This window comes from Bacillus sp. AM1(2019) (assembly GCF_009906915.1).
Classification (GTDB): domain Bacteria; phylum Bacillota; class Bacilli; order Bacillales; family Bacillaceae; genus Bacillus; species Bacillus velezensis.
On sequence record NZ_CP047644.1, the window covers coordinates 3107691 to 3128443 of the forward strand.

Sequence of the window (20753 nt, forward strand, 5' to 3'; positions counted from 1 at the left end):
CATTTCTAATTTTAAAGAATTTTCCTTTAAGCACATACCTGACTGAGCATTATCAAGAGCAGTCCTAGATTTATTAGACTTGCCTCACCTCTTGCTGAGTGTTCTCCTCATGTCACACTCTTCAGAAATCCTTCATCATCTCAGCTAGTTTACATGTCAATTTTAGCTCTTATTGAGTTATTTCAAGTTACAAAATTGTTGAATTATAAAAATATGATTTCGAGAAAAGTGGATGAAAAAACAATTTATGATTAATATTGACACCTCTTAAGATTACATTTATCATGTTTTTAGATATATATCGAATTTAAATTTAGATTAATATCTAATGGAGGTTGTAGTATTGAATTTTCAAAAATTAATTATGCTATCTGCATTATTATTAGGTACATTCATTTCAGTAATGGACACCACTATAGTAAATATCGCCTTACCTAAGATGCTGGATTATTTTTCGAGTAACCTTTCTCAAGTAGCATGGGTGGCTACAGGTTATACTTTAGCTTTTGCGGTTTTATTAGTAGGTGCATCAAAGCTGGCAGACCATTTTGGAAGAAAAAAAGCTTTTATGTTTGGATTAGCACTTTTTATTTTGACATCAGTTATTGCCTGTTTGAGCACTTCAATTGAAATGCTTATCGCAATTAGAGTGATTCAGGGACTATCTGCTGCTTTTATTGTACCTGTTACAATGCCTATTGCTTTGGCCATCGTTCCTCAAAATAAAAAAGGAATGATCATTGGAATCTGGGGTGCTTTCTCAGGATTAGCAGCTACTTTAGGACCTGTACTTGGAGGATTATTAACTGAAAATTTTAATTGGCAAGCTATCTTCTTTATAAATATTCCTTTAGGTCTGATTTCTTTGTTTTTAGCAGCATTTTTTATTACTGAGAGTTATGATGAAACAGTGAGCAAAAAAATTGATTACATGGGGATTCTTATTTTATCCGGAGCTCTCTTCTGTTTAACCTTTGGCTTTGCAAAAGTATCTGACTTAGGCTGGTCATCACCAGTAATTATCTCTCTTTTTGTAATCTCTGTATTATTATTCTGTTTGTTTTTCTTTATTGAATCTAAAATTAAAAACCCGATGATTCCCTTATCCATGCTGAAGATACGTACGTTTAGTTTCAGTTCTTTCACCCTCTTTATGCAGGGCCTTGGATTAACAAGCGGTACCCTTATTATTACTTTACTCCTCACGAATTTAATGGGAAAAACCGAATTAGAAGCAGGGTTAATTGTTTCTACATTAGCTCTATCATCTATGTTTACCTCTGTACTTTCTGGAAAGCTATCTGATAAACTCGGGGGCATTTGGCTTTCGGGTCTAGGTATGCTCGGTTTAACAATCACAACATATTTATATGGATACATACGATACGACAGTTCTATAACGTCAGTAATTATTCTGTTATGTTTGACCGGCTTAGCTTTAGGGCTTGTGATAGGACCAGCAATGAGTTCAGGGATACGGCTTATTCCTCCTGAGAAAGTAGGAATTGCCTCAGGTATTCTTAATATGATGCGGACAGTTGGACAAGCGCTAGGCATTGCCATACTTACATCTGTGCTTACAATGAATATAAATGATCACACAGCTACTGCGAAAAAAGAAGCCATTAAAATTGTGGAAAGCAATCAGGTTTTTGATAAAAATGCAAAGAACGAGATAATAACTCACTTAAAGCATTCAGACAGTAAAGGTTTCGATCGAAGCAAAAGTATTGCTGAATTAAACAAAAAAGAGGAAGAAATTCTCTCTATAACCCCGGATCCGTATAAAGAAAAAGTACAAAAAAGCTTCAATATTCAAAAGAAGGAAGTTATGGCTATCCAGAAAAAAATTTCAAATTTATATAATGAAAAAATAAGTGACAGTTTTAATAATACATTCAAAGTAGGCAGTGTAATTCTTATTTTAGGAATTATTTTTGCATTGTTCAGTGATATTTCTCCAAAACGTTTAAAACAACAACAGAAAAACCAGGTAGATATTACGTCTTGACCGTTCCATAATTGTTTCATTGTTCCGCTCCATCATTCATGCTACAATTTTAGGATGCATCTGATGTGAGGGAGGCTTTTTGAACATTGAACGAGAATAACCCTTTTCCTTATTCAAATACGGAAAAACGGTACCATACATTAAATTATCATCTGCGGGAGCATTTCGGGCATAAAGTGTTTAAAGTCGCGCTTGACGGCGGTTTTGACTGCCCGAATCGGGACGGCACGGTTGCACACGGAGGCTGCACATTCTGCAGCGCGGCGGGCTCCGGCGATTTTGCCGGCAATCGGGCCGATGACTTACTCACGCAATTTCACGATATCAAAAACCGCATGCACGAAAAGTGGAAAGACGGCAAATATATCGCATATTTCCAAGCGTTCACGAATACGCATGCCCCGGTAGAGGAGCTGCGTGAAAAATTCGAATCCGTCCTCAAGCTTGACGGCGTTGTCGGCATGTCGATCGCGACCCGTCCGGACTGCCTTCCGGACGATGTCGTGGAATATTTGGCCGAACTGAATGAGCGGACGTATTTGTGGGTTGAACTCGGGCTGCAGACCGTGCATGAGCGGACCGCCCTTCTGATCAACCGCGCCCATGATTTTGACTGCTATGTTGAGGGCGTCAATAAACTGAGAAAACACGGCATCCGCGTTTGTTCCCATATCATTAACGGGCTTCCGCTTGAAAACAGGGACATGATGATGGAGACGGCCAAAGCCGTCGCTGATTTGGATGTGCAAGGCATTAAAATTCACCTGCTTCACTTATTAAAAGGCACACCGATGGTGAAGCAATATGAAAAAGGAAAGCTGGAGTTCCTTTCTCAAGAAGAATATGTAAGTCTTGTATGTGATCAGCTCGAAATCATTCCCCCGGAAATGATCGTTCACCGCATTACGGGAGACGGGCCGATCGAATTAATGGTCGGACCGATGTGGAGCGTCAATAAGTGGGAAGTACTGGGCGCCATTCAAAAAGAGCTGGAAACACGGGGAAGCTATCAAGGAAAGCTCTTCAGAAAAATCGGGGAGGAGACCGCCCTATGACCTTGATGCACATCCTCCCTTTCAGTAAAGAATTGCTGAAGTCCGCCGCACAGGAAGGTGATATCACGGTTGACGCGACGATGGGCAACGGACATGATACATATTTCCTGGCCGGCCTTGTCGGTGAGACAGGACATGTCCATGCCTTTGATATTCAAGCGGACGCACTCGTTAAAACGAAGGAGCGGCTCGGTGCCGACTTCAGTCCGCGCGTCACGCTTCACCATAAGAGCCATGATCAAATAAAGGCATCGCTGCCTGAGGATGCGCACGGACGTGTGGCTTGCGCCGTGTTTAATCTCGGTTATCTGCCCGGCGGCGATAAAAGCATTACGACAAACGGCCACTCAACCATTTCCGCGATCGAACAGCTCCTTGAACTGCTGAAGGAGAACGGGCTGATCGTTCTCGTTGTGTACCACGGGCATCCTGAAGGCAAGACGGAAAAAAGTGCATTACTGGAGTACTGCAGCAATCTTGATCAGGAAAAAGCGCGCGTGCTGAGCTACGGCTTTCTCAACCAGCGAAACGACCCGCCGTTTATTATAGCGATTGAAAAGAAATCTGCCGGCAAATAAAGAATCGGCCTGTCATAAGCGGGCCGATTCTTTTTGTGTTTACTTTTTCTGAAAAATCAATTACTATGAAGTAATGGAAAAAAGTTCATCTTTTAAGTGTAACATCTGGGAGGAGCGGCAGTTTGAATATTCTTCGCATCATATTTTCAAGTGTTCCCTATGTGATGTTCGTCATCATTTTATCAAGACATTTAGGATTTGAGTTCGCAAAAACCTATTACTGGTGGTTTGCTGCATTTTTTGTCATCGGGCTGATCGGCAAATTCGCAATGCACCTTGCGGCAAAAAAGAAACCGTTAAAAAAAGAGACAGCGTAAAATGCGCATGTCTCTTTTTATTTACTGTTTTGCAGCACGCTGCGTGTATAAGCGGGATTGTTTGTAAAGACACCATCTGCTTTTTGTTTCAGCATAATAGGCGTCAGCGTATGCTCGTCTTCCTTATCAAAAAACACGTGCACTTTCATTTTATTGTGATGAATGCGCTTCACGACTGCTTCATTTGCCAATTTGGCGTTGAGCCCGACTGTATCAGCATATGTTCTGATGGTTTGCAGCTGCTTATCATTTATCTCCTCAGCCTCGTTATCTTTTAATAATCGGACAAGAGGAACTTTTTTATTCATAGATCGAACTTTCTTTAAGCTCTTCCCGCTAAAAGACTCAATGACTGCTTTATGGCTGGAAATCAGCTTATGTTTTTGTAATATGTCAATCAGTTTCTTTTCCATCACCAGGCTGCCGTTGCTTTCTCTTGTCTCAATATAGTAATTGGCAGTTTGTCCGAATTTCTGTATGATTTCTTCTAATGTTAAAATCTTTTCTCCTTTTCCCGCATTCAGTTTCTTAATCTGAGCCAAAGACAGATCATCTGTCATCCCTTTACCATCTGTTGTCCGATCTACCGTTTTATCGTGAATTGCAATCAGATGGCCGTCCTTTGTCTCCCGTAAGTCTATCTCAATATAATCTGCTTTGTCTTTAATGGCACGCGCATAAGACAAAGCTGTATGTTCCGGCTCAATCGAAGAAGAGCCCCTGTGCGCTATCAAGACAGGATGATAGCCGGCGGAAGCATGGATGACGGAGCAGCCTCCGGAAATGGAAAGTAATGCTATGACCGCTAAATACTTTAATTTTTTCATAAAATTAAAGTATCATATTCTGCAGGCGCAAACAATGTTTCATTTCATACTTCACGTCATAAATAAAAAACTGCGCCGTCATGATTTACACGAGAGGCGCAGTTCACCCATTACGAACTTTTCGTCCAAGCCATCTTCTGAAATTTGCGGTAGGCTCTTCCGTTGATATAAAAGAAAAATGACGTTTTTCCGCTTGCCCTGATCAGCTTTCGCGCGAGGCGGCCCATTTCTTTTTGGCCGGCGACTTTGTCATCGGATAAATAGACGCCGAGCAGCCCCCTGTTGATCAGCCGGTGAAAATTTTCATGCGGAATGCCTTTCAAATGTTCATCCGCTTTTTCAATAAAATGCTGCAGTCTCTGCATCATTTCTTCATGAGACTGATAATACGTACAGAAATTCAGATCGCCTTCAAGCAGATCCTCTTCCTGGTCAATTAAATAATCGAGCAGTATATGCAGCCCTTGTATGTACGGAAAATAACTGCTGCGGATTTTCTCAGCGGTATGTTCGTTAAAATCAGGCTGGAACGAGTAAGCAACGAGACAGAAAATGCCTAACGTCGATCCGGCGCAGGCCGAGAATTCAAACCATTCCATTTCCGGAAGCTGTGACCGGTACTGCTCAAACCAGCCTTTAAGCCTCGGAACGCGTTCATGCTCAACGACATGCTTATGAACCTGAAGATCGCAATAATAATCACATAGCTCAAGCAAATAAGGTTTAATGATACCGTAATGTTCTATTGACCCGAGCACCCGCTGGCATGTTCTGACCAGCTCATGAAGATAACCGCCGTCATCCCGCTCCTCTCTGTACTGATAGTACGGCCGCACCTCGGCACCGACCGTCAGCGCGTCACGCATGGAGAGATGAAGCATGCGGAAGTCCTCGGGATCAAGCGAGGTGCTGCGGTCGCACAGATTGTCCAGATAATCACTGATTGTCTGATACGCGATGATAAATTGCACGCATTTCTGTTTCTGCTCTCCCGAAAGCAGGGCTAAAATGCCGCCGCCTTCACAATGAAACGATTTATCGCGGATACTTGCGGCCGCCTGCTGCCGCAGTTCGGTATTTTTAATGGAATCTGATTTTTCCCGCCACATGTTCAATTCCTGATGAACGAGCGGAAAAATTTCCCGATACACTTTTGCCATAAGGTTAAAAGGATGTTCCGGTACTGTCAACATATGCACCCCCAGCGAATTCAAATATACTGATCTGTAAAGGCTTTTGCCGCCTTAAACACAGTTTCTCTTTCCGGTTCATTAAAAATTTCATGATAAAGCCCTTCCCATTCCCGGTACGATTTATTATGGGAAGCCACACCGGAAAACCATTTGCGGACCTTCATTTTATCGACGATTTTGTCATCACCGCCCTGCATAAGCAAAAGCGGCACCTTTAAAAACGCATCAGTCGGCACCATAGCGGCATCAATGGTTTTTAAAAGCTCTCTGTACCATCTTACGGATACCTTCGTGACATATAAAGAGTCGTTTTGATCCGCTTCAATCATATCCGCATTCCTCGTTGCCATATCAGGTGATAAGCCGGAATCCACTCTGAGGGACGGAGCGAGGACGTTCAGTCCTTTAGACGCAAAATCAAGGACTTTATTGACTTTTATTTGCAGACCCAGACAAGGTGATGATAAAATGAGTGCCGTAATGCGGGGATTTCTCTGCTGCTTAAACCATTCTATCGCAATCAGTCCGCCCATGCTGTGGCCCAAAAGGAAAACGGGCGCTTCAAGCGTTCTCGCTTTATCAATCCATATATCTACTTCATCAATGTATTCTTGGAAAGAGCGAATATGCCCTCTGGCGCGGGTCGACGTTCCCTGACCGGGCAAATCGCCCATCACCACGTTATATCCGGAAGATCTCCACATTTCAACGAGCCATTTATAACGTCCGTGGTATTCGCTTGCCCCGTGGATAATGACAATGGTACCGACGGGCCTGTCTGCTTTCCAAGTCCACATGCAGTTCACCTCTTACATAAATTTAGAGAAAGAAGGATGAGACATGATAATCTACCCTTATAAACAATTTACGCCTGACATACATCCTGAAGCGTTCATTGCGGATAACGCCGTCATTACGGGCGACGTCGTGATCGGAGAACAATCAAGCATTTGGTTCTCAGCCGTCATCCGGGGGGATGTTGCGCCGACAAGGATCGGAAAAAGAGTCAGCATACAAGACTTGAGCTGTCTGCATCAAAGTCCGAACCGCCCGCTTCTTATTGAAGATGACGTCACGATCGGCCATCAGGTTACACTGCACAGCGCAATCATCAAAAAGAATGCTTTAATCGGTATGGGCTCCGTCATTCTGGACGGGGCGGAAATCGGAGAAGGCGCGTTTATCGGCGCCGGAAGTCTCGTTCCTCCGGGCAAAACCATTCCTCCCGGCTGTCTTGCGTTCGGCCGGCCCGCAAAGGTTATCCGCCGGCTGACAGAAGAAGACATACGGGACATGGAAAGAATCAGAACGGAATATGTTGAAAAAGGCCGATACTATAAAACACTGCAAGAGAAATAAAAAAGATCAGCTTTGTTTTACTACTGTACCATTTTTCAAAATATTATTTAAGTAAAAACCATTTGCATTCTCCCGATTGTCAGGAAACAGAAGCAAAATGTTCAGGAATTTGTTTTATTCTTCCCCCGCCGGCCCGATCCTATGAAAAAAAGAGCCCATGTCCCGGGCTCTTTTTTTACGCTTTTTCGGCGAATGTCTGTCCGTTTTCCAGACCTATGTCTTTTCTTTTATGGAAACCTTTTCCGTAATAGGCGGCTAATAATATGCCGAACCAGACAGGACCGATGATGACGGCCACCCTGGTCTCTGCATCAAAAGCCATCAGCACAACGACAAAAGCGAGAAATGCCAATGAGATATATGAGGAAAAGGGATATAAAGGCATTTTATATTTCAGTTTTTTCCGTTGTTCCGGCTGTAAGCTTTTACGGTATTTCATTTGGGAAAGCAAAATAATCGACCATGTCCAAATCGCCCCGAACGTCGCAATGCTCGTCACCCACGTAAACACTTTTGCCGGCACCACGTAGTTCAGCAAAACGCCGATGCATAACGCGCCCGCTGAAACCAATACCGCTTTTCCCGGCACACCGCCTTTTGTGACCGTACCGTATACTTTAGGCGCTTCATTTTGTTCCGCCAGATTGAACAGCATGCGCCCCGTGCTGAAGATCCCGCTGTTGCAGGAAGAAAGGGCCGCCGTCAATACGACAAAATTAATGATTCCGGCTGCAGCCGGTATTCCGATTTTTTCAAATGTCAAAACAAACGGGCTTCCGCCTGAACCGATTTCCTGCCACGGATAAATTGACATAATGACAAACAAAGCTCCGACGTAAAAAATGAGAATGCGCCAAAAAACAGTATCTATGGCCCGCGCCAGTGATTTTTCCGGATTTTTGACCTCACCGGCTGTGACACCGATCAGCTCAATCCCGAGATAGGCAAACATGACCATTTGAAGCGACAGCAGCACCCCTTTAATCCCATTCGGGAAAAAGCCGCCGTGGCTCCATAAATTGCTGATTCCGAGCGCAACGCCTCCGTTTCCGAGACCGAATACGATCATCACCAGACCGATCGCGATCATTGACAGAATCGCCAAGACTTTAATGAGCGCAAACCAGAATTCAAGCTCACCGTACGCTTTGACCGCCAGAAAGTTGACAGCCGTCATAATGATGAGTGCACAAAGCGCCCAGATCCATGACGGCACGTCAGGGAACCAGTAGCCCATATAAATGCCGACCGCGGTGATTTCCGCCATGCAGGTAACAACCCATAAAAACCAATAATTCCAGCCTGTTAAAAACCCGGCAAGCGGACCGAGATAATCTCTGGCATACCGGCTGAATGAGCCGGCTACAGGCTTTTGAATCGCCATTTCCCCTAATGCCCGCATAATAAAAAACATAATCAGCCCGCTGCAGGCGTAAGCGGCTAAAATCCCCGGCCCGGCAAGCTTTATGGCAGAAGCCGACCCGAGAAACAGCCCGACTCCTATCGCGGCGCCCAACGACATAAGCGAGATATGCCGCTCTTCCAAGCCGCGGTGAAGCGTTTTTTCTTTGTTTTGCATAACTCTCCCTCCCCCTGATTTTGACAAAGAAACAACAAACCGAGACGAAATAGCCAGAAAACACTTTCCGGAATCTACCCGATTAGTCCTATTATAACCTTTTTCTGAATATTGCGTAATACTTTGTCGAAAACAGAGCGGAATAGACGGTTTACAAAAAACAATAGAAAAAAGGCTTTCGATAACATCGAAAGCCTTTTGGATTAAACGAAAATGACTTCTTTCGGCTGATGATTCAGCTCTTCCGGCACCAGTCTTTTTTCAACATTGATGCTGTGCCAGATCATGAAGATCAGCACGGTCCAGATTTTGCGGCTGTTGTCCGCTCTGTCGGCACAATGATCTTCTAGAAGCTGAAGGACATAATCCTTTTCAATATAAGCATCTGTTTCACTTTCACGAATGATGTTGCGAACCCATTCGTTCATTTCATTTTTCAGCCAGTGGCGGATCGGCACAGGGAAGCCGAGTTTTTTGCGGTTAAGCACATGATCAGGCACTACCCCTTCAGCAGCTTTGCGCAGAAGGTATTTCGTCGTGCCGTTTTTCGTTTTCAGTTCATCCGGAATTTTAGAAGCCACGTCAAACACGACTTTATCAAGGAACGGCACGCGCAGTTCCAATGAGTTGGCCATCGTCATTTTGTCAGCCTTTAACAGGATGTCGCCGCGCATCCACGTATGGATGTCAACATACTGCATTTTATTAATGTCGCTGTATGAACGGCTTTCCGTAAAGTACGGCTTCGTGACATCACGGTATGAAAGCTCTGGATTGTAATGTTTGAGCAGCTGTTTTTTCACGGGCTCTTCAAAAATCTTCGCATTACCGATATAACGCTCCTCAAGCGGTGTGCAGCCGCGGACTAAGAGGCTTTTCCCTCTCATTCCTTCAGGCATGACGGACGCCACATGAAGAAGCATTTTTTTCAGACCGGACGGAATGCGTTCAAACGGTTTAAGCGAAAGCGGTTCGCGGTAAATATTGTACCCGCCGAACAGCTCGTCCGCGCCTTCCCCGGATAACGCGACCGTTACATGTTTTTTCGCTTCTTTTGCGACAAAGTACAAAGGAATCGCCGCCGGATCTGCAAGCGGGTCATCAAAGTGCCAGACGATTTTCGGAAGCTCGTTCATATACTCCTCAGGAGAAATGACTTTGCTGATATTTTCAATCCCGAGCGCGGCAGCCGTTTCCTTCGCTACGTCAACCTCACTGAAGCCCTGCTGCTCAAAACCGACGGAAAATGTTTTAAGGCTCGGGTGAAATTCTTTCGCAACTGAGACGATAAAAGAAGAGTCGATACCGCCGGATAGAAACGAACCGACAGGAACGTCACTTCTCATGTGAACTTTGACAGAGTCAAAGATTGCGTCTCTGACTTCTTTCACCAATTTATCTTCATCAGACTGAACAGGCTTAAAGTTCGCTTTAAAATATGTTTTAAACGCGATATCGCCTTCCGGGCGGATCGTAAACTGGCTGCCCGGCTCGACTTTTTTCACTTCAGCGTCAAGCGTGCTCGGTTCAGGAACGAATTGGAAAGACATATATTGCTGTAAAGAAGCTGTATCAAGATCAATGCCGTTTTGAGCGGCCATTAAACTTTTTCTTTCAGATGCAAAATATACTTTGTCCCCGATGGTTGTGTAATACAGCGGCTTAATGCCGAACGGGTCTCTCGCGCCGTACATAACGCGGTCAGCTTTGTTCCAGATTAAAAACGCAAACATTCCGCGAAGCTTTGAAGCGGCTTCTTCTTTATAATGACGGTATGTCGCAAGGAGCACTTCAGTATCGGAATCTGTATTGAAAGTGTAGCCTTTCGCTTCAAGCTCTTCTCTCAATTCAATGTAGTTATAGATTTCGCCGTTAAAAATGATCCAATATTTTTCGTCTTCATATGATAAAGGCTGTCCGCCGTTTTCTACGTCAATAATACTGAGCCGTCTGAAGCCGAATCCGACGTGCTCGTCATGATAATACCCATCGCTGTCAGGACCGCGGTGAACGATCATTTGGTTCATTTGTTTGATTAGCTCTTCTTGATCTGCGGTTTGAGTTAATGGATGCTTATTAAAAACACCGACAAATCCACACATAGTATAGCCTCCATAAGTGTAATTTTCTAATTGGACCCCCTTTTTATAGACGCTGTGTTACGCCATTGGTTTCACGCTATGTAAAAATAAGCATGGCAGCATCTACAAAAAGGGAAAGCCGCTTAAGTAAGCGGCTATAAAATTATTCTCCTAGTGCTTCTTTGCGAAGCGCATCCGCCTTGTCAGTACGCTCCCAAGGAAGATCCACATCATGACGTCCGAAGTGGCCGTAAGCAGCAGTCTGCTTATAGATCGGGCGGCGCAGATCAAGCATTTTAATAATGCCGGCAGGTCTCAGGTCGAAGTTATTCCGTACGACTTCGATCAGTTTTTCTTCAGAAGCTTTTCCTGTATCAAATGTATTGATGGAAATAGAAACAGGCTGTGCCACGCCGATTGCGTATGCAAGCTGCACTTCACAAGAATCAGCAAGGCCTGCTGCCACGATGTTTTTCGCTACGTATCTCGCAGCGTATGCCGCAGAACGGTCTACCTTCGTCGCATCCTTACCGGAGAATGCGCCGCCGCCGTGGCGTGCATATCCGCCGTATGTGTCAACGATGATTTTACGGCCGGTAAGACCCGCGTCACCTTGAGGTCCGCCGATTACGAAACGTCCCGTAGGGTTGATGAAGTATTTTGTTTCTTCATCGATCAGTTCCTCAGGCACGACAGGATTAATGACATGCTCTTTCAGATTGCGCTGAATCTGCTCAAGCGTAATTTCCGGGTGGTGCTGAGTTGAAATAACGATCGCGTCGATGCGGACCGGCTTGTTGTTTTCATCATATTCAACGGTAACTTGCGTTTTGCCGTCAGGGCGAAGATACGGAAGAATGTCTTCTTTGCGGACTTCGCTCAAACGGCGGGCTAATTTATGCGCCAAAGAGATCGGAAGCGGCATAAGCTCTTTCGTTTCGTTACACGCATAACCGAACATCAGGCCTTGGTCTCCCGCTCCGATTGCTTCGATTTCAGCATCGCTCATTGTGCCTTCACGCGCTTCAAGAGCCTGATCGACACCCATTGCGATATCCGCAGACTGTTCATCAATTGATGTTAAAACAGCGCAAGTCTCCGCATCAAATCCGTATTTGGCGCGTGTGTAGCCGATTTCTTTAATCGTTTCACGGACTGTTTTCGGAATGTCAACGTATGTTGATGTAGTAATCTCTCCGCTTACCAGCACAAGTCCTGTCGTTACAGATGTTTCGCAGGCCACGCGCGCGTTCGGGTCATTTTTTAAAATCTCATCTAAGATACTGTCAGAAATTTGGTCACAGATTTTGTCCGGATGACCCTCAGTAACAGATTCAGATGTAAATAGTCGACGGTTTTTACTCATTCACTTTTCCTCCTGAAAAAAGATCTTTTGCAAGACCTTCTCATATGATACGGAACTCGCTCCCTCTTAATACAATGTCATACTATATCAGAGAATGTTAATTGGCATATTTTATGAAATAAAAAAACCTTTTCCACTCGAGGAAAGGGTTTGGTCTGTGTGCCTTTCACTCTTATCGCTCAAGGAAAATATTAAACCTTGCATCAGGTTAGCACCTTGGTTTCCCACAGTGTTTTCACCTGCTTTTTTACAGAGAAACCGGTTGCTGGGCTTCATCGGGCCTGTCCCTCCGCCAGCTCGGGATAAGAGTATCCGCTCAATGAAATATCTTATCGTAAAAGGGCGGAAAGTGTCAATATGAATTAAAGCGATTACGCGCCTTTATTTCGGGAAGCAATGGAAAAACACAAACAAAAAACCGCAAATAGTATAGACTATTTTCAGATATATGTTATACTAATTCCACATTCAGCGAAATACAAATAAACCGGCAAAGGAAGGTTTTTATGAAATTAGTTGATTTAACCGCAGATCTTCAAGCATTACTTGCAAGTCCGAATGTGCATCATAATTTATCGGCTCCAAAACTTACCGAAAAAGTGATCAGCCGAAATGAAGGAACGCTGACATCAACGGGCGCCGTACGCGCCACCACCGGCGCTTATACAGGCAGGTCACCTAAAGATAAATTTATCGTCCGTGAACAAAGCACAGAAAATCAAATTGATTGGGGCGCGGTGAATCAGCCCATTTCTGAAGAGGCGTTTGAAAAGCTGTACGCCAAAGTCGTCAGCTACTTAAAACAGCGGGATGAACTGTTTGTTTTTGAAGGATTCGCAGGAGCGGATGAAAAATACAGACTCCCGATTACGGTCGTAAATGAATTTGCATGGCACAATTTATTCGCACGCCAGCTGTTTATCAGACCGGAGACGGATGAAAGAGATCCGCAAGCGCAGCCTTTCACCATTCTCTCGGCTCCGCATTTTAAAGCAGATCCGGAGACGGACGGCACGCATTCGGAAACATTTATCATTGTCTCTTTCGAAAAGCGCGTCATTTTAATCGGCGGCACCGAATACGCCGGAGAAATGAAAAAATCAATATTCTCCATTATGAACTTCCTGCTTCCGCAGCAGGATATACTGCCGATGCACTGCTCAGCCAATGTCGGTGAAAAAGGCGATGTCGCCCTGTTTTTCGGTCTTTCCGGCACAGGGAAAACGACGCTTTCAGCCGATGCGGACCGCAAACTGATCGGCGATGACGAGCACGGCTGGTCAGATTCCGGCGTTTTCAACATTGAAGGCGGATGTTACGCTAAATGTATCAATCTGAGCGAGGAAAAAGAACCGCAGATTTTTCGTGCGATCCGCTTCGGGTCTGTTCTTGAGAATGTCGTGCTTGATGAAAAAACGGGTGAAGCGGATTACGATAATTCCTTCTACACGGAAAACACAAGAGCCGCATATCCGATTGAGATGATCGGCAATATCGTGCAGCCGAGCATTGCCGGCCATCCGCAGGCAATCGTCTTTTTAACGGCGGACGCATTCGGTGTGCTCCCTCCGATCAGCAAACTGACGAAGGAACAGGCGATGTATCACTTCTTAAGTGGGTACACCAGTAAACTCGCGGGAACCGAGCGCGGCGTGACATCTCCGCAAACGACTTTCTCGACGTGCTTCGGTTCACCGTTCCTTCCGCTTCCGGCGCATGTATATGCCGAAATGCTCGGGCATAAAATCGACGAACACGGCGTTCAAGTCTTCCTGGTCAACACAGGCTGGACCGGCGGAGGGTACGGAGTCGGAGAACGGATGAAACTTTCGTATACAAGAGCGATGGTCAAGGCCGCTATTGAAGGCAGACTGAACCAGACTGACATGACGGCAGACAGCATTTTCGGCCTGCGCAGTCCCGTTCATGTTCCGGGCGTTCCGGATGAAGTTCTTCAGCCTGAAAACACATGGAGCGATAAACAAGCATACAACGAAAAAGCGCTGTTTTTAGCCAATGAGTTTAAAGAAAACTTTAAAAAGTTTTCCCATGCAGACTCGATTGCCAAAGCCGGCGGACCTCTCGTGTAATCAAAAAAGCCAAGGGCGTTTATGCCCTCGGCTTTTGTTTTTTCAGTTTGTCGAATGAAGCGACGTGAGTCTGTATGTAATGCTTGTCCGGCCGTTCGCCCATTCGAGCTTTTGGACCTCGCCGGTGCCGGATTTCTCGCCGGTTTTCGTTTTGCGCACGTCCATCGGAATATCAAGAGGATAGACGCGATAGCCCTCTTTCTCCAATAAAAAGATATTTTCCTCTATCCGTTTTTCATTGCCTTTTGTCACAATCATGGTATTAAATTCAACAGGCATTCCCAAAATGAAAATCCCCTTTCATTCTCTTATTCTTTATTATCATATCATAAATCAGGCATCTTACCGTGTCTTCATCCATTCCGCCAGCCGCCGGACAATGCGTCTGTTTTCCTGCGGCGGAAAATAATGCGTAAAACCGCTGTAATACCAGGTTTCCACCGGTTTCCCCGCCTCTTTCAGCTTGTCCTCGATCATCCGGGCGTGTTCGATCGAAACATTCTCATCATTCTCTCCATGGATGAGCAGCACAGGGGCCTGAATGCGGTCTGCTTTTTCAAACGGCGAACGCCATCTGTATTCATCCGGCACCTTTTTCGGCGTGCCGCCGATCACACGCTTCATCATCCGCCGCATATCCTTCCGCTCTTCATAAGTAAGCACCATATCGCTCACACCGCCCCATGATACGAGCGAAGCCGCTTGATGCCCCATTTCAATCGCGGTCAAAAGCCCCATGATTCCGCCCCGGGAAAAACCGAAAATATGCACCCGCCCTTCCCTGACGTTCGGATGCTCCCGAAGCAGGCGAAAAGCGGAAAACGCGTCCTCTCTGTCCTCTCCCGCAAAATCTTCATTTCCCTCGCCGCCCTGGTTGCCTCTGTAATAAGGCGCAAACACGACAAAGCCTTGGGAAGCGAATTGAACGATTCTTCCGGGGCGTACCATGCCGACATTTTTTATGCCGCCGCGCAAATATAAAAAACCGTCATATGTTCCCGGCTCAGCAGGCTCGGCAAGGAGCCCCTTTACCTTCAGCCCTTCTGACTCATAGCATACCGCAAAGAGGCGGACATGCGGACTCGGAGACGGGAACCTTTTCTTTTCTGCCAGCAAAACAATGAGCCTCCTTATATCATCAGTTTTTTTATTCTTTCCCAACGTGAATATGGGCACTCACACATTTTTTATACCCATCATACGATATGTAAAGCAGAAAAGGTTATTTAAACGCTTAAAACAAGGAGGTTACACCGTGAACAAATGGCTCAAAACGGGCTGCGTTTTTGTCATATGCGCCTTTTTCCTGCTCATTCTTCCGGCCTGCAGACAGGAAGAAAGTCTGACGAAGGTAAAGGTGGCGGAAGTCACACACTCCATCTTCTATACGCCTCTGTATGTCGCTGAAACAAAAGGTTTCTTTAAAAAAGAAGGGCTCCAAGTGTCACTTCAAACAACATGGGGCGGAGACAAAACGATGACATCGCTTTTGTCAAACGGGTCTGACATCGCGCTGGTCGGTTCTGAAACATCCATTTACGTGGAGGCGCAGGGAGCAAAAGATCCGGTCATCAACTTCGCGCAGCTGACACAGACGGACGGCACATTTCTCGTGTCACGGAAGGATGAGAAATCATTCAAATGGAGCGATTTAAAAGGAAAAACATTTCTCGGCCAGCGAAAAGGCGGCATGCCCCAAATGGCCGGTGAGTACGCCCTGAAAAAGAATCACATAGAACCGAAAAAAGACATTAACCTCGTTCAAAACATTGATTTCGCCAATATTTCCAACGCATTCGCATCCGGAACGGGTGATTATGTGCAGCTGTTTGAACCGACGGCATCCCAATTTGAAAAAGAAGGCATCGGCCATATCGTCGCATCCTTCGGAGAAGCTTCCGGCCAAGTGCCATACACAACCTTTATGGCAAAAGAAAGTTATTTGAAAAGCAATGAAAAGACGGCGGAAAAATTCACCCGCGCCATCTATCGCGCCCAGCAATGGGTGGAAAGCCATCCGGCCAAAGACATCGCAAAAACGATTCAGAAGGAATTTGCCGATACTGATCCGGCCATTATCGAAACATCAATAGAGCGCTATAAAAAACAAAAGTCATTCTCTGCAGACCCAGTTCTGCAAAAGGATGAATGGGAACAGCTTCAATCTATTATGGATGAAGCCGGAGAGCTCCCGAAACACATTCCGTACAGCAAACTCGTCAACACAAAAATCGCCCAAAAAGTCACCTCAGAACAATAGGAGGAACATGAATGTCTTTTTTACATGTCGATCATGTAACACATACTTATTTCTCGCTGAAAGAAAAGACAACCGCCGTGAAAGATATACATTTTCAGATTGAAAAAGGGGATTTCATCTCCTTTCTCGGGCCGAGCGGATGCGGAAAAACAACACTCCTGTCCATTCTGGCCGGCCTTATCACCCCTGCGCAAGGCCGGGTGCTGATTGAAGGAAGCGTGCCGAACCATAAAGAACACCAAATCGGTTATATGCTTCAGCAGGATTATTTATTTCCTTGGAAATCAATTGAGGAAAACGTGCTGCTCGGTTTACACATTTCAAAAACATTAACAGAAGAAAAAAGAGCTGAAGTTCTCAGCCTTCTGCCTAAGCTCGGATTAATCGGCGTTGAAAAGAAATATCCGAAAGAGCTCTCAGGCGGGATGCGGCAGCGGGCGGCACTTGCCAGAACTCTTGCGCCGGACCCGGGCCTGCTGCTCCTTGATGAACCGTTTTCCGCGCTGGACTTTCAAACGAAGCTTTCTTTGGAAAACCTTGTCTTCAGAACATTAAAGGATTTTCAAAAAACCGCCGTGCTCGTCACCCACGATATCGGTGAAGCCATCGCCATGAGCGATACGATCTATTTATTTTCGAATCAGCCGGGCACCATCCACCAAATATTCACCGTGCCTAAGGAGCTCGCGGCTTTAGATCCGTTTGACGCGCGTCAGGATCCGGCCTTTCAGCCGCTGTTTCAAACCATATGGAAGGAGCTGAATTCCCTTGAAAAACAGCAGCGGCACGATTGAACAGCTTCATCAGCAGTTTAAGAAAAGACACCAAAAAGAAAAGCTCCGGATCCGTGCGTATCAGGCCGCCATTTTCATCGTATTTTTTGCCGGATGGGAAATATCGAGCAGGGCGGGCTGGATCGATCCGTTAATCTTCAGCTCACCCTCCGCCGTTTGCAGGCTTTTAGTTGAAAAGATTGCGGACGGATCCCTTGCGGCGCACATCGGCGTAACCTTAGGAGAAACCGTTCTCGGCTTTTTGCTCGGCACGCTTCTCGGCACATGCCTCGCCGCTCTGTTATGGTGGTCAAACAGGCTCGCCCGGGTTTTAGACCCGTACCTCGTCATTTTAAACGCGATGCCGAAGGTCGCACTCGGACCGATTCTCATCGTGGCACTCGGACCGAATTTCACAAGCATTGTCGCCATGGGAGCAGTCATCAGTGTCATTATCACGACAATCGTCGTCTTTACGGCTTTTCAGGAAGTGGATGAAAACTATATTAAGGTGATGAAAACCTTCGGAGCGAAAAAAAGCATCATGTTTAAAGAAGTCATTCTGCCGGCGTGCGCCCCCGCGATTATTTCCGCGCTTAAAGTGAACGTCGGTTTATCCTGGGTCGGTGTCATCGTCGGCGAGTTTCTCGTTTCCGAAAAAGGTCTGGGCTACATGATCATTTACGGATTCCAGGTCTTCAATTTCACTCTTGTGTTCTTAAGCCTTCTGATCATCGCGATTTTTGCAACATTGATGTATCAGGGAGTCGAACTGTTAGAAAGAAAATGGACGAAAGGAAAAATATAAAAAAGACCCGTGCGTAAGCGCCGGGTCTTCGTTTTTTATGATTGAAATACGCCGTCCTCTTTCAGCTTTTTCAGGCTGATCGGAAGCACCGAATCTTTCATAATGAAACTGAATTTTTTATTTCGCGGGAGATTCTCCGGCAGTTCGCTGAACAGCACCGGCCCCTTTGTTTCAAAATAATCAGCCTGTTTTTCAAGCTTTTCAATATCGGCAAAATAAATATTCTTTACGATTACCTTTTCCCTGCCGAGAACTTTATACTGTCCGACGTACTTCAGATGTCTTACCGCGGCACCGGTTTCTTCTTTCACCTCGCGCAGGGCCGCTTCCTCCGCACATTCCATCGGCTCCACTTTTCCGCCCGGAAATTCAAACCCCCGGTCTTCGTGCTCAGTCAAAAGCCACTTATCTCCGTATCGGCATATGACCCATACGTGCTTCGGGCTGTCTGAAAAAGGCTGGTGTTCAAAGGAGAGCTGAACAGTGTTCTGATAATAGTCTTTAAACTCGTACATGTTTATCCCTCTAATCCGTTCCTTCATATCTTCCATACATCATACCACAGTTGCGTTTGTTCGGAAGCCCTTTATCAAAAATTCAGAGGAAAACCATCATACCCGCTAGTATAGCCTCCTTTGAAGCAAATGTTACGGTTTGCGCTTGAATTTATTTTTCAGGGTATCCAATAGGTCGACGAGCACCTGCGGAACCGGTATGCCCAGCGAGCTTGCCGTAATCACGATCTGAACCGATTCGTATAAGATATAAAACATGATAGCCAAATTACGGATGGCGCCTTCGGTATGAAGCAGCTGGTCAAAAAAATGGCAAACTGAGACTAATGCCAGGGTCACGATTTTTTTGACCAGCCGCGCAAAAAGCTTTCTTGCGCTCAGCTGCTGCAAAAGAGATTCTTTTAAGCTTGTACTGATAAACTCAATCGCCATGACCGATAGCAAAATCAGAAACGAATACTGAAAACCTCCGAAGAAAAACCCCGCTGCCGACACGATCACTGCAAAAAACGAAAAGATGCCAAAGTCTTTGCCCACTTGATCCAACATCCTTTCACAGAAACGGCCTTACATTATTCTATGAAAAGTGAATGGAACAGACTGGATTTTTCAGAAAAATGGACAACACCTCTCTTCGGCAGCCAAATAAAAGACCGAGTGCTTTATAGCCCCGGTCTTCCCTTGTTGATTATCCTAAATACGCTTTCAGCATCCAGTTATGTTTCTCGATATTCTGGTGAATGGCAAGCAGCATATCACCGGTCGTTTCGTCTCCTACCTCATCTGCGAGGTCCATGCCGCTTTTCAGCTCTTCCGCAATGACAGTGAAATCATCATAAATGTTCTGTACCATTTGTTCTGCACTCTCATTGCCTTCCGCTTCTTTTACAGACGCTGTCTTCAATGATTCCGTCATTGTGCCGATCGGCTTGCCGTTTAATGCCAGCAGACGTTCTGCCAGATCATCAATATATGTAGCCGTTTCGTTATACAGCTCCTCGAACTTTTCATGCAATGTGAAAAAGTCCTTCCCTTTGACGTACCAATGATAGTTATGTAATTTCACATACATGACCGTCCAGTTTGCAACTTGCTTATTGACTGCATCCAATAGTTTTTCTGACATGCCTATCTTCCTCCTTTGGTTTACTATTGATATACCCTATATATCGTGTGTTAAAACATAAATTTTTAGCCCTTGATTTTACGGATGGAAAATATGTTATGATTTGTTAAAAAGGAGGGATTTCATGCTGCTTCTTCTGAGCTTCGGCTTTCTTATCGTGCTCGCCGTGCTGCTTTTATCCATCTGGTCGACTGTAAGAGCTTATAATGTAAAACATACGATTGACCCGCCGGAGGACGCATCAAAAGGCTTGACGGATAAAAAAAATCCTTAATGATGATGCGTCTGTTCCTCATGGCCGGAGGAATCATCGGCAGCTTCAGCACCCCCGACACGCACTTTTACAGTCGGCATATTATGCTGCTGTTTTGCCGTTACGTGGGATTGAACGGTATAGACACCCTCTTCATCAAATTCAGTCCGCAGGTGATACGCCCCTTTTTCCTCCTTGGCCTTGCTTGTTTTGCTGCTGCCTTTTTTTCCTTCTTTCCATACTTCAAACATGACTTCATCCGCATCCGTGACACGCTTGCCGCCGTAAAAAACCTCCGCCTTGTATTCCGCTTTTTCATGCGGTGCTGCCGTTTCCGGTCCTGTAAGCTTGACCTCAAGCGCTTTAGGCTCCTCATCCGCGGAGGTTTTGTCCGAATTGCCCCCGCAGGAAGATAATAAAAATACCATACCGCACATACCTGCCAATACAGCCCGTTTCATCCCATCACTCCTTTATGTTTGCTTCTATTTTAGCAAACGCTTACACACAAGGTGTGACATTTTTTAGAAATATGTAAAAAAGCCTTTTTGCATGTCAGCAA

22 protein-coding genes and 1 riboswitch are annotated in these 20753 nt (G+C 45.4%); of the genes, 10 read left to right on the plus strand and 12 right to left on the minus strand.

Going from position 1 to position 20753, the window contains the following annotated elements; translation table 11 throughout:
* Positions 1-343: 343 nt before the first annotated feature.
* From GNE05_RS15270 to GNE05_RS15285, 4 genes are all read left to right on the plus strand, one after another.
* The gene (locus GNE05_RS15270; RefSeq protein WP_160182939.1) at positions 344-2011 is read left to right on the plus strand and encodes an MFS transporter; all 1668 of its coding nucleotides are present in this window, start codon (positions 344-346) and stop codon (positions 2009-2011) included.
* An 86-nt stretch (positions 2012-2097) separates the two neighbouring features.
* Complete coding sequence (locus GNE05_RS15275) at positions 2098-3066, plus strand: tRNA modification radical SAM protein MnmL/YtqA (RefSeq protein ID WP_007408822.1); 969 nt, start codon at positions 2098-2100, stop codon at positions 3064-3066.
* On the plus strand, positions 3063-3644 hold the full coding sequence (locus GNE05_RS15280; protein ID WP_080130628.1) for a tRNA 5-(aminomethyl)-2-thiouridylate-methyltransferase MnmM: 582 nt from the start codon (positions 3063-3065) through the stop codon (positions 3642-3644). The genes GNE05_RS15275 and GNE05_RS15280 overlap by 4 nt, the downstream gene beginning before the upstream one ends.
* 122 nt (positions 3645-3766) lie before the next feature.
* Entirely contained in the window at positions 3767-3961 is a 195-nt protein-coding gene (locus GNE05_RS15285; protein WP_003152265.1) for a hypothetical protein, read from the plus strand.
* A 17-nt stretch (positions 3962-3978) separates the two neighbouring features.
* Here the strand turns inward: GNE05_RS15285 and GNE05_RS15290 are convergent, their stop codons facing one another.
* The 3 genes from GNE05_RS15290 to GNE05_RS15300 all read right to left on the minus strand — a co-directional run bounded on the left by GNE05_RS15290 (position 3979) and on the right by GNE05_RS15300 (position 6778).
* Positions 3979-4788 carry a glycerophosphodiester phosphodiesterase family protein gene (locus tag GNE05_RS15290; protein WP_014418692.1) on the minus strand — a complete coding sequence of 270 codons (810 nt, stop codon included), beginning with the start codon at positions 4786-4788 and terminating at the stop codon, positions 3979-3981.
* A gap of 110 nt (positions 4789-4898) precedes the next feature.
* Positions 4899-5978 (minus strand): tetraprenyl-beta-curcumene synthase family protein, encoded by a 1080-nt coding sequence (locus GNE05_RS15295; protein ID WP_032863656.1) that lies wholly within the window; start codon positions 5976-5978, stop codon positions 4899-4901.
* A 20-nt stretch (positions 5979-5998) separates the two neighbouring features.
* Positions 5999-6778, minus strand: coding sequence for an alpha/beta hydrolase (locus GNE05_RS15300; RefSeq protein ID WP_003152261.1), 780 nt, complete (start codon positions 6776-6778; stop codon positions 5999-6001).
* Between the two features lie 46 nt (positions 6779-6824).
* Here GNE05_RS15300 and GNE05_RS15305 point away from each other — a divergent pair, with 46 nt between their 5' ends.
* Positions 6825-7340 carry a gamma carbonic anhydrase gene (locus tag GNE05_RS15305; RefSeq protein WP_025285156.1) on the plus strand — a complete coding sequence of 172 codons (516 nt, stop codon included), beginning with the start codon at positions 6825-6827 and terminating at the stop codon, positions 7338-7340.
* A 175-nt stretch (positions 7341-7515) separates the two neighbouring features.
* Here GNE05_RS15305 and alaP read toward each other — a convergent pair whose 3' ends face one another.
* From alaP to metK, 3 genes are all read right to left on the minus strand, one after another.
* The gene (alaP, locus tag GNE05_RS15310; protein WP_160182940.1) at positions 7516-8919 is read right to left on the minus strand and encodes an alanine permease AlaP; all 1404 of its coding nucleotides are present in this window, start codon (positions 8917-8919) and stop codon (positions 7516-7518) included.
* Between the two features lie 203 nt (positions 8920-9122).
* Positions 9123-11021, minus strand: a complete 1899-nt coding sequence (asnB, locus tag GNE05_RS15315) for an asparagine synthase (glutamine-hydrolyzing) (protein ID WP_003152255.1) — start codon at positions 11019-11021, stop codon at positions 9123-9125.
* 142 nt (positions 11022-11163) lie between these two features.
* Positions 11164-12366 carry a methionine adenosyltransferase gene (gene metK, locus GNE05_RS15320; RefSeq protein ID WP_003152253.1) on the minus strand — a complete coding sequence of 401 codons (1203 nt, stop codon included), beginning with the start codon at positions 12364-12366 and terminating at the stop codon, positions 11164-11166.
* Between the two features lie 169 nt (positions 12367-12535).
* A riboswitch (SAM riboswitch) is annotated at positions 12536-12675 on the minus strand.
* Between the two features lie 197 nt (positions 12676-12872).
* On the opposite strand from metK, the gene pckA reads away from it, so the two are divergent.
* Positions 12873-14456 carry a phosphoenolpyruvate carboxykinase (ATP) gene (pckA, locus tag GNE05_RS15325; protein ID WP_007613256.1) on the plus strand — a complete coding sequence of 528 codons (1584 nt, stop codon included), beginning with the start codon at positions 12873-12875 and terminating at the stop codon, positions 14454-14456.
* A gap of 42 nt (positions 14457-14498) precedes the next feature.
* Here pckA and GNE05_RS15330 read toward each other — a convergent pair whose 3' ends face one another.
* Together GNE05_RS15330 and GNE05_RS15335 are read right to left on the minus strand one after the other, a co-directional pair.
* A complete protein-coding gene (locus GNE05_RS15330; RefSeq protein WP_003152249.1) occupies positions 14499-14741 on the minus strand; it encodes a DUF2584 domain-containing protein in 243 nt (80 codons plus the stop codon).
* 57 nt (positions 14742-14798) lie between these two features.
* A complete protein-coding gene (locus GNE05_RS15335; protein ID WP_160182941.1) occupies positions 14799-15572 on the minus strand; it encodes an alpha/beta hydrolase family protein in 774 nt (257 codons plus the stop codon).
* 139 nt (positions 15573-15711) lie between these two features.
* Here GNE05_RS15335 and GNE05_RS15340 point away from each other — a divergent pair, with 139 nt between their 5' ends.
* From GNE05_RS15340 to GNE05_RS15350, 3 genes are read left to right on the plus strand one after another with little or no spacing between them, the layout of a single operon-like run.
* Positions 15712-16716, plus strand: a complete 1005-nt coding sequence (locus GNE05_RS15340; RefSeq protein WP_022553651.1) for an ABC transporter substrate-binding protein — start codon at positions 15712-15714, stop codon at positions 16714-16716.
* A gap of 11 nt (positions 16717-16727) precedes the next feature.
* Positions 16728-17510, plus strand: coding sequence for an ABC transporter ATP-binding protein (locus tag GNE05_RS15345; RefSeq protein ID WP_003152246.1), 783 nt, complete (start codon positions 16728-16730; stop codon positions 17508-17510).
* Positions 17485-18297: an ABC transporter permease gene (locus GNE05_RS15350; RefSeq protein WP_109567149.1), complete on the plus strand. Its 813-nt coding sequence runs from the start codon at positions 17485-17487 to the stop codon at positions 18295-18297. Before GNE05_RS15345 ends, GNE05_RS15350 begins: the two co-directional genes overlap by 26 nt.
* A gap of 35 nt (positions 18298-18332) precedes the next feature.
* On the opposite strand, the gene ytkD is transcribed toward GNE05_RS15350, so the two are convergent.
* The 3 genes from ytkD to GNE05_RS15365 all read right to left on the minus strand — a co-directional run bounded on the left by ytkD (position 18333) and on the right by GNE05_RS15365 (position 19938).
* Positions 18333-18812 (minus strand): RNA deprotection pyrophosphohydrolase, encoded by a 480-nt coding sequence (gene ytkD / locus GNE05_RS15355; protein ID WP_003152244.1) that lies wholly within the window; start codon positions 18810-18812, stop codon positions 18333-18335.
* A 132-nt stretch (positions 18813-18944) separates the two neighbouring features.
* Positions 18945-19349, minus strand: coding sequence for a phage holin family protein (locus GNE05_RS15360; protein WP_007408834.1), 405 nt, complete (start codon positions 19347-19349; stop codon positions 18945-18947).
* A 151-nt stretch (positions 19350-19500) separates the two neighbouring features.
* Positions 19501-19938 carry a Dps family protein gene (locus GNE05_RS15365; protein WP_007408835.1) on the minus strand — a complete coding sequence of 146 codons (438 nt, stop codon included), beginning with the start codon at positions 19936-19938 and terminating at the stop codon, positions 19501-19503.
* A 124-nt stretch (positions 19939-20062) separates the two neighbouring features.
* Here GNE05_RS15365 and ytzI point away from each other — a divergent pair, with 124 nt between their 5' ends.
* Positions 20063-20212, plus strand: a complete 150-nt coding sequence (gene ytzI / locus GNE05_RS15370) for a YtzI protein (protein ID WP_007408836.1) — start codon at positions 20063-20065, stop codon at positions 20210-20212.
* Here the strand turns inward: ytzI and GNE05_RS15375 are convergent.
* On the minus strand, positions 20209-20652 hold the full coding sequence (locus GNE05_RS15375; protein WP_160182942.1) for a FixH family protein: 444 nt from the start codon (positions 20650-20652) through the stop codon (positions 20209-20211). The two genes, ytzI and GNE05_RS15375, sit on opposite strands and share 4 nt — an antisense overlap.
* Positions 20653-20753: the final 101 nt, after the last annotated feature.

Coding starts and splice junctions, on each gene's coding strand:
- GNE05_RS15280 (WP_080130628.1), top strand. CDS start 3,063: ATGACCTTGATGCACATCCTCCCTTTCAGTAAAGAATTGCTGAAGTCC.
- GNE05_RS15290 (WP_014418692.1), bottom strand. CDS start 4,788: ATGAAAAAATTAAAGTATTTAGCGGTCATAGCATTACTTTCCATTTCC.
- GNE05_RS15300 (WP_003152261.1), bottom strand. CDS start 6,778: ATGTGGACTTGGAAAGCAGACAGGCCCGTCGGTACCATTGTCATTATC.
- alaP (WP_160182940.1), bottom strand. CDS start 8,919: ATGCAAAACAAAGAAAAAACGCTTCACCGCGGCTTGGAAGAGCGGCAT.
- asnB (WP_003152255.1), bottom strand. CDS start 11,021: ATGTGTGGATTTGTCGGTGTTTTTAATAAGCATCCATTAACTCAAACC.
- metK (WP_003152253.1), bottom strand. CDS start 12,366: ATGAGTAAAAACCGTCGACTATTTACATCTGAATCTGTTACTGAGGGT.
- pckA (WP_007613256.1), top strand. CDS start 12,873: ATGAAATTAGTTGATTTAACCGCAGATCTTCAAGCATTACTTGCAAGT.
- GNE05_RS15345 (WP_003152246.1), top strand. CDS start 16,728: ATGTCTTTTTTACATGTCGATCATGTAACACATACTTATTTCTCGCTG.
- ytkD (WP_003152244.1), bottom strand. CDS start 18,812: ATGTACGAGTTTAAAGACTATTATCAGAACACTGTTCAGCTCTCCTTT.
- GNE05_RS15365 (WP_007408835.1), bottom strand. CDS start 19,938: ATGTCAGAAAAACTATTGGATGCAGTCAATAAGCAAGTTGCAAACTGG.
- ytzI (WP_007408836.1), top strand. CDS start 20,063: ATGCTGCTTCTTCTGAGCTTCGGCTTTCTTATCGTGCTCGCCGTGCTG.
- GNE05_RS15375 (WP_160182942.1), bottom strand. CDS start 20,652: ATGAAACGGGCTGTATTGGCAGGTATGTGCGGTATGGTATTTTTATTA.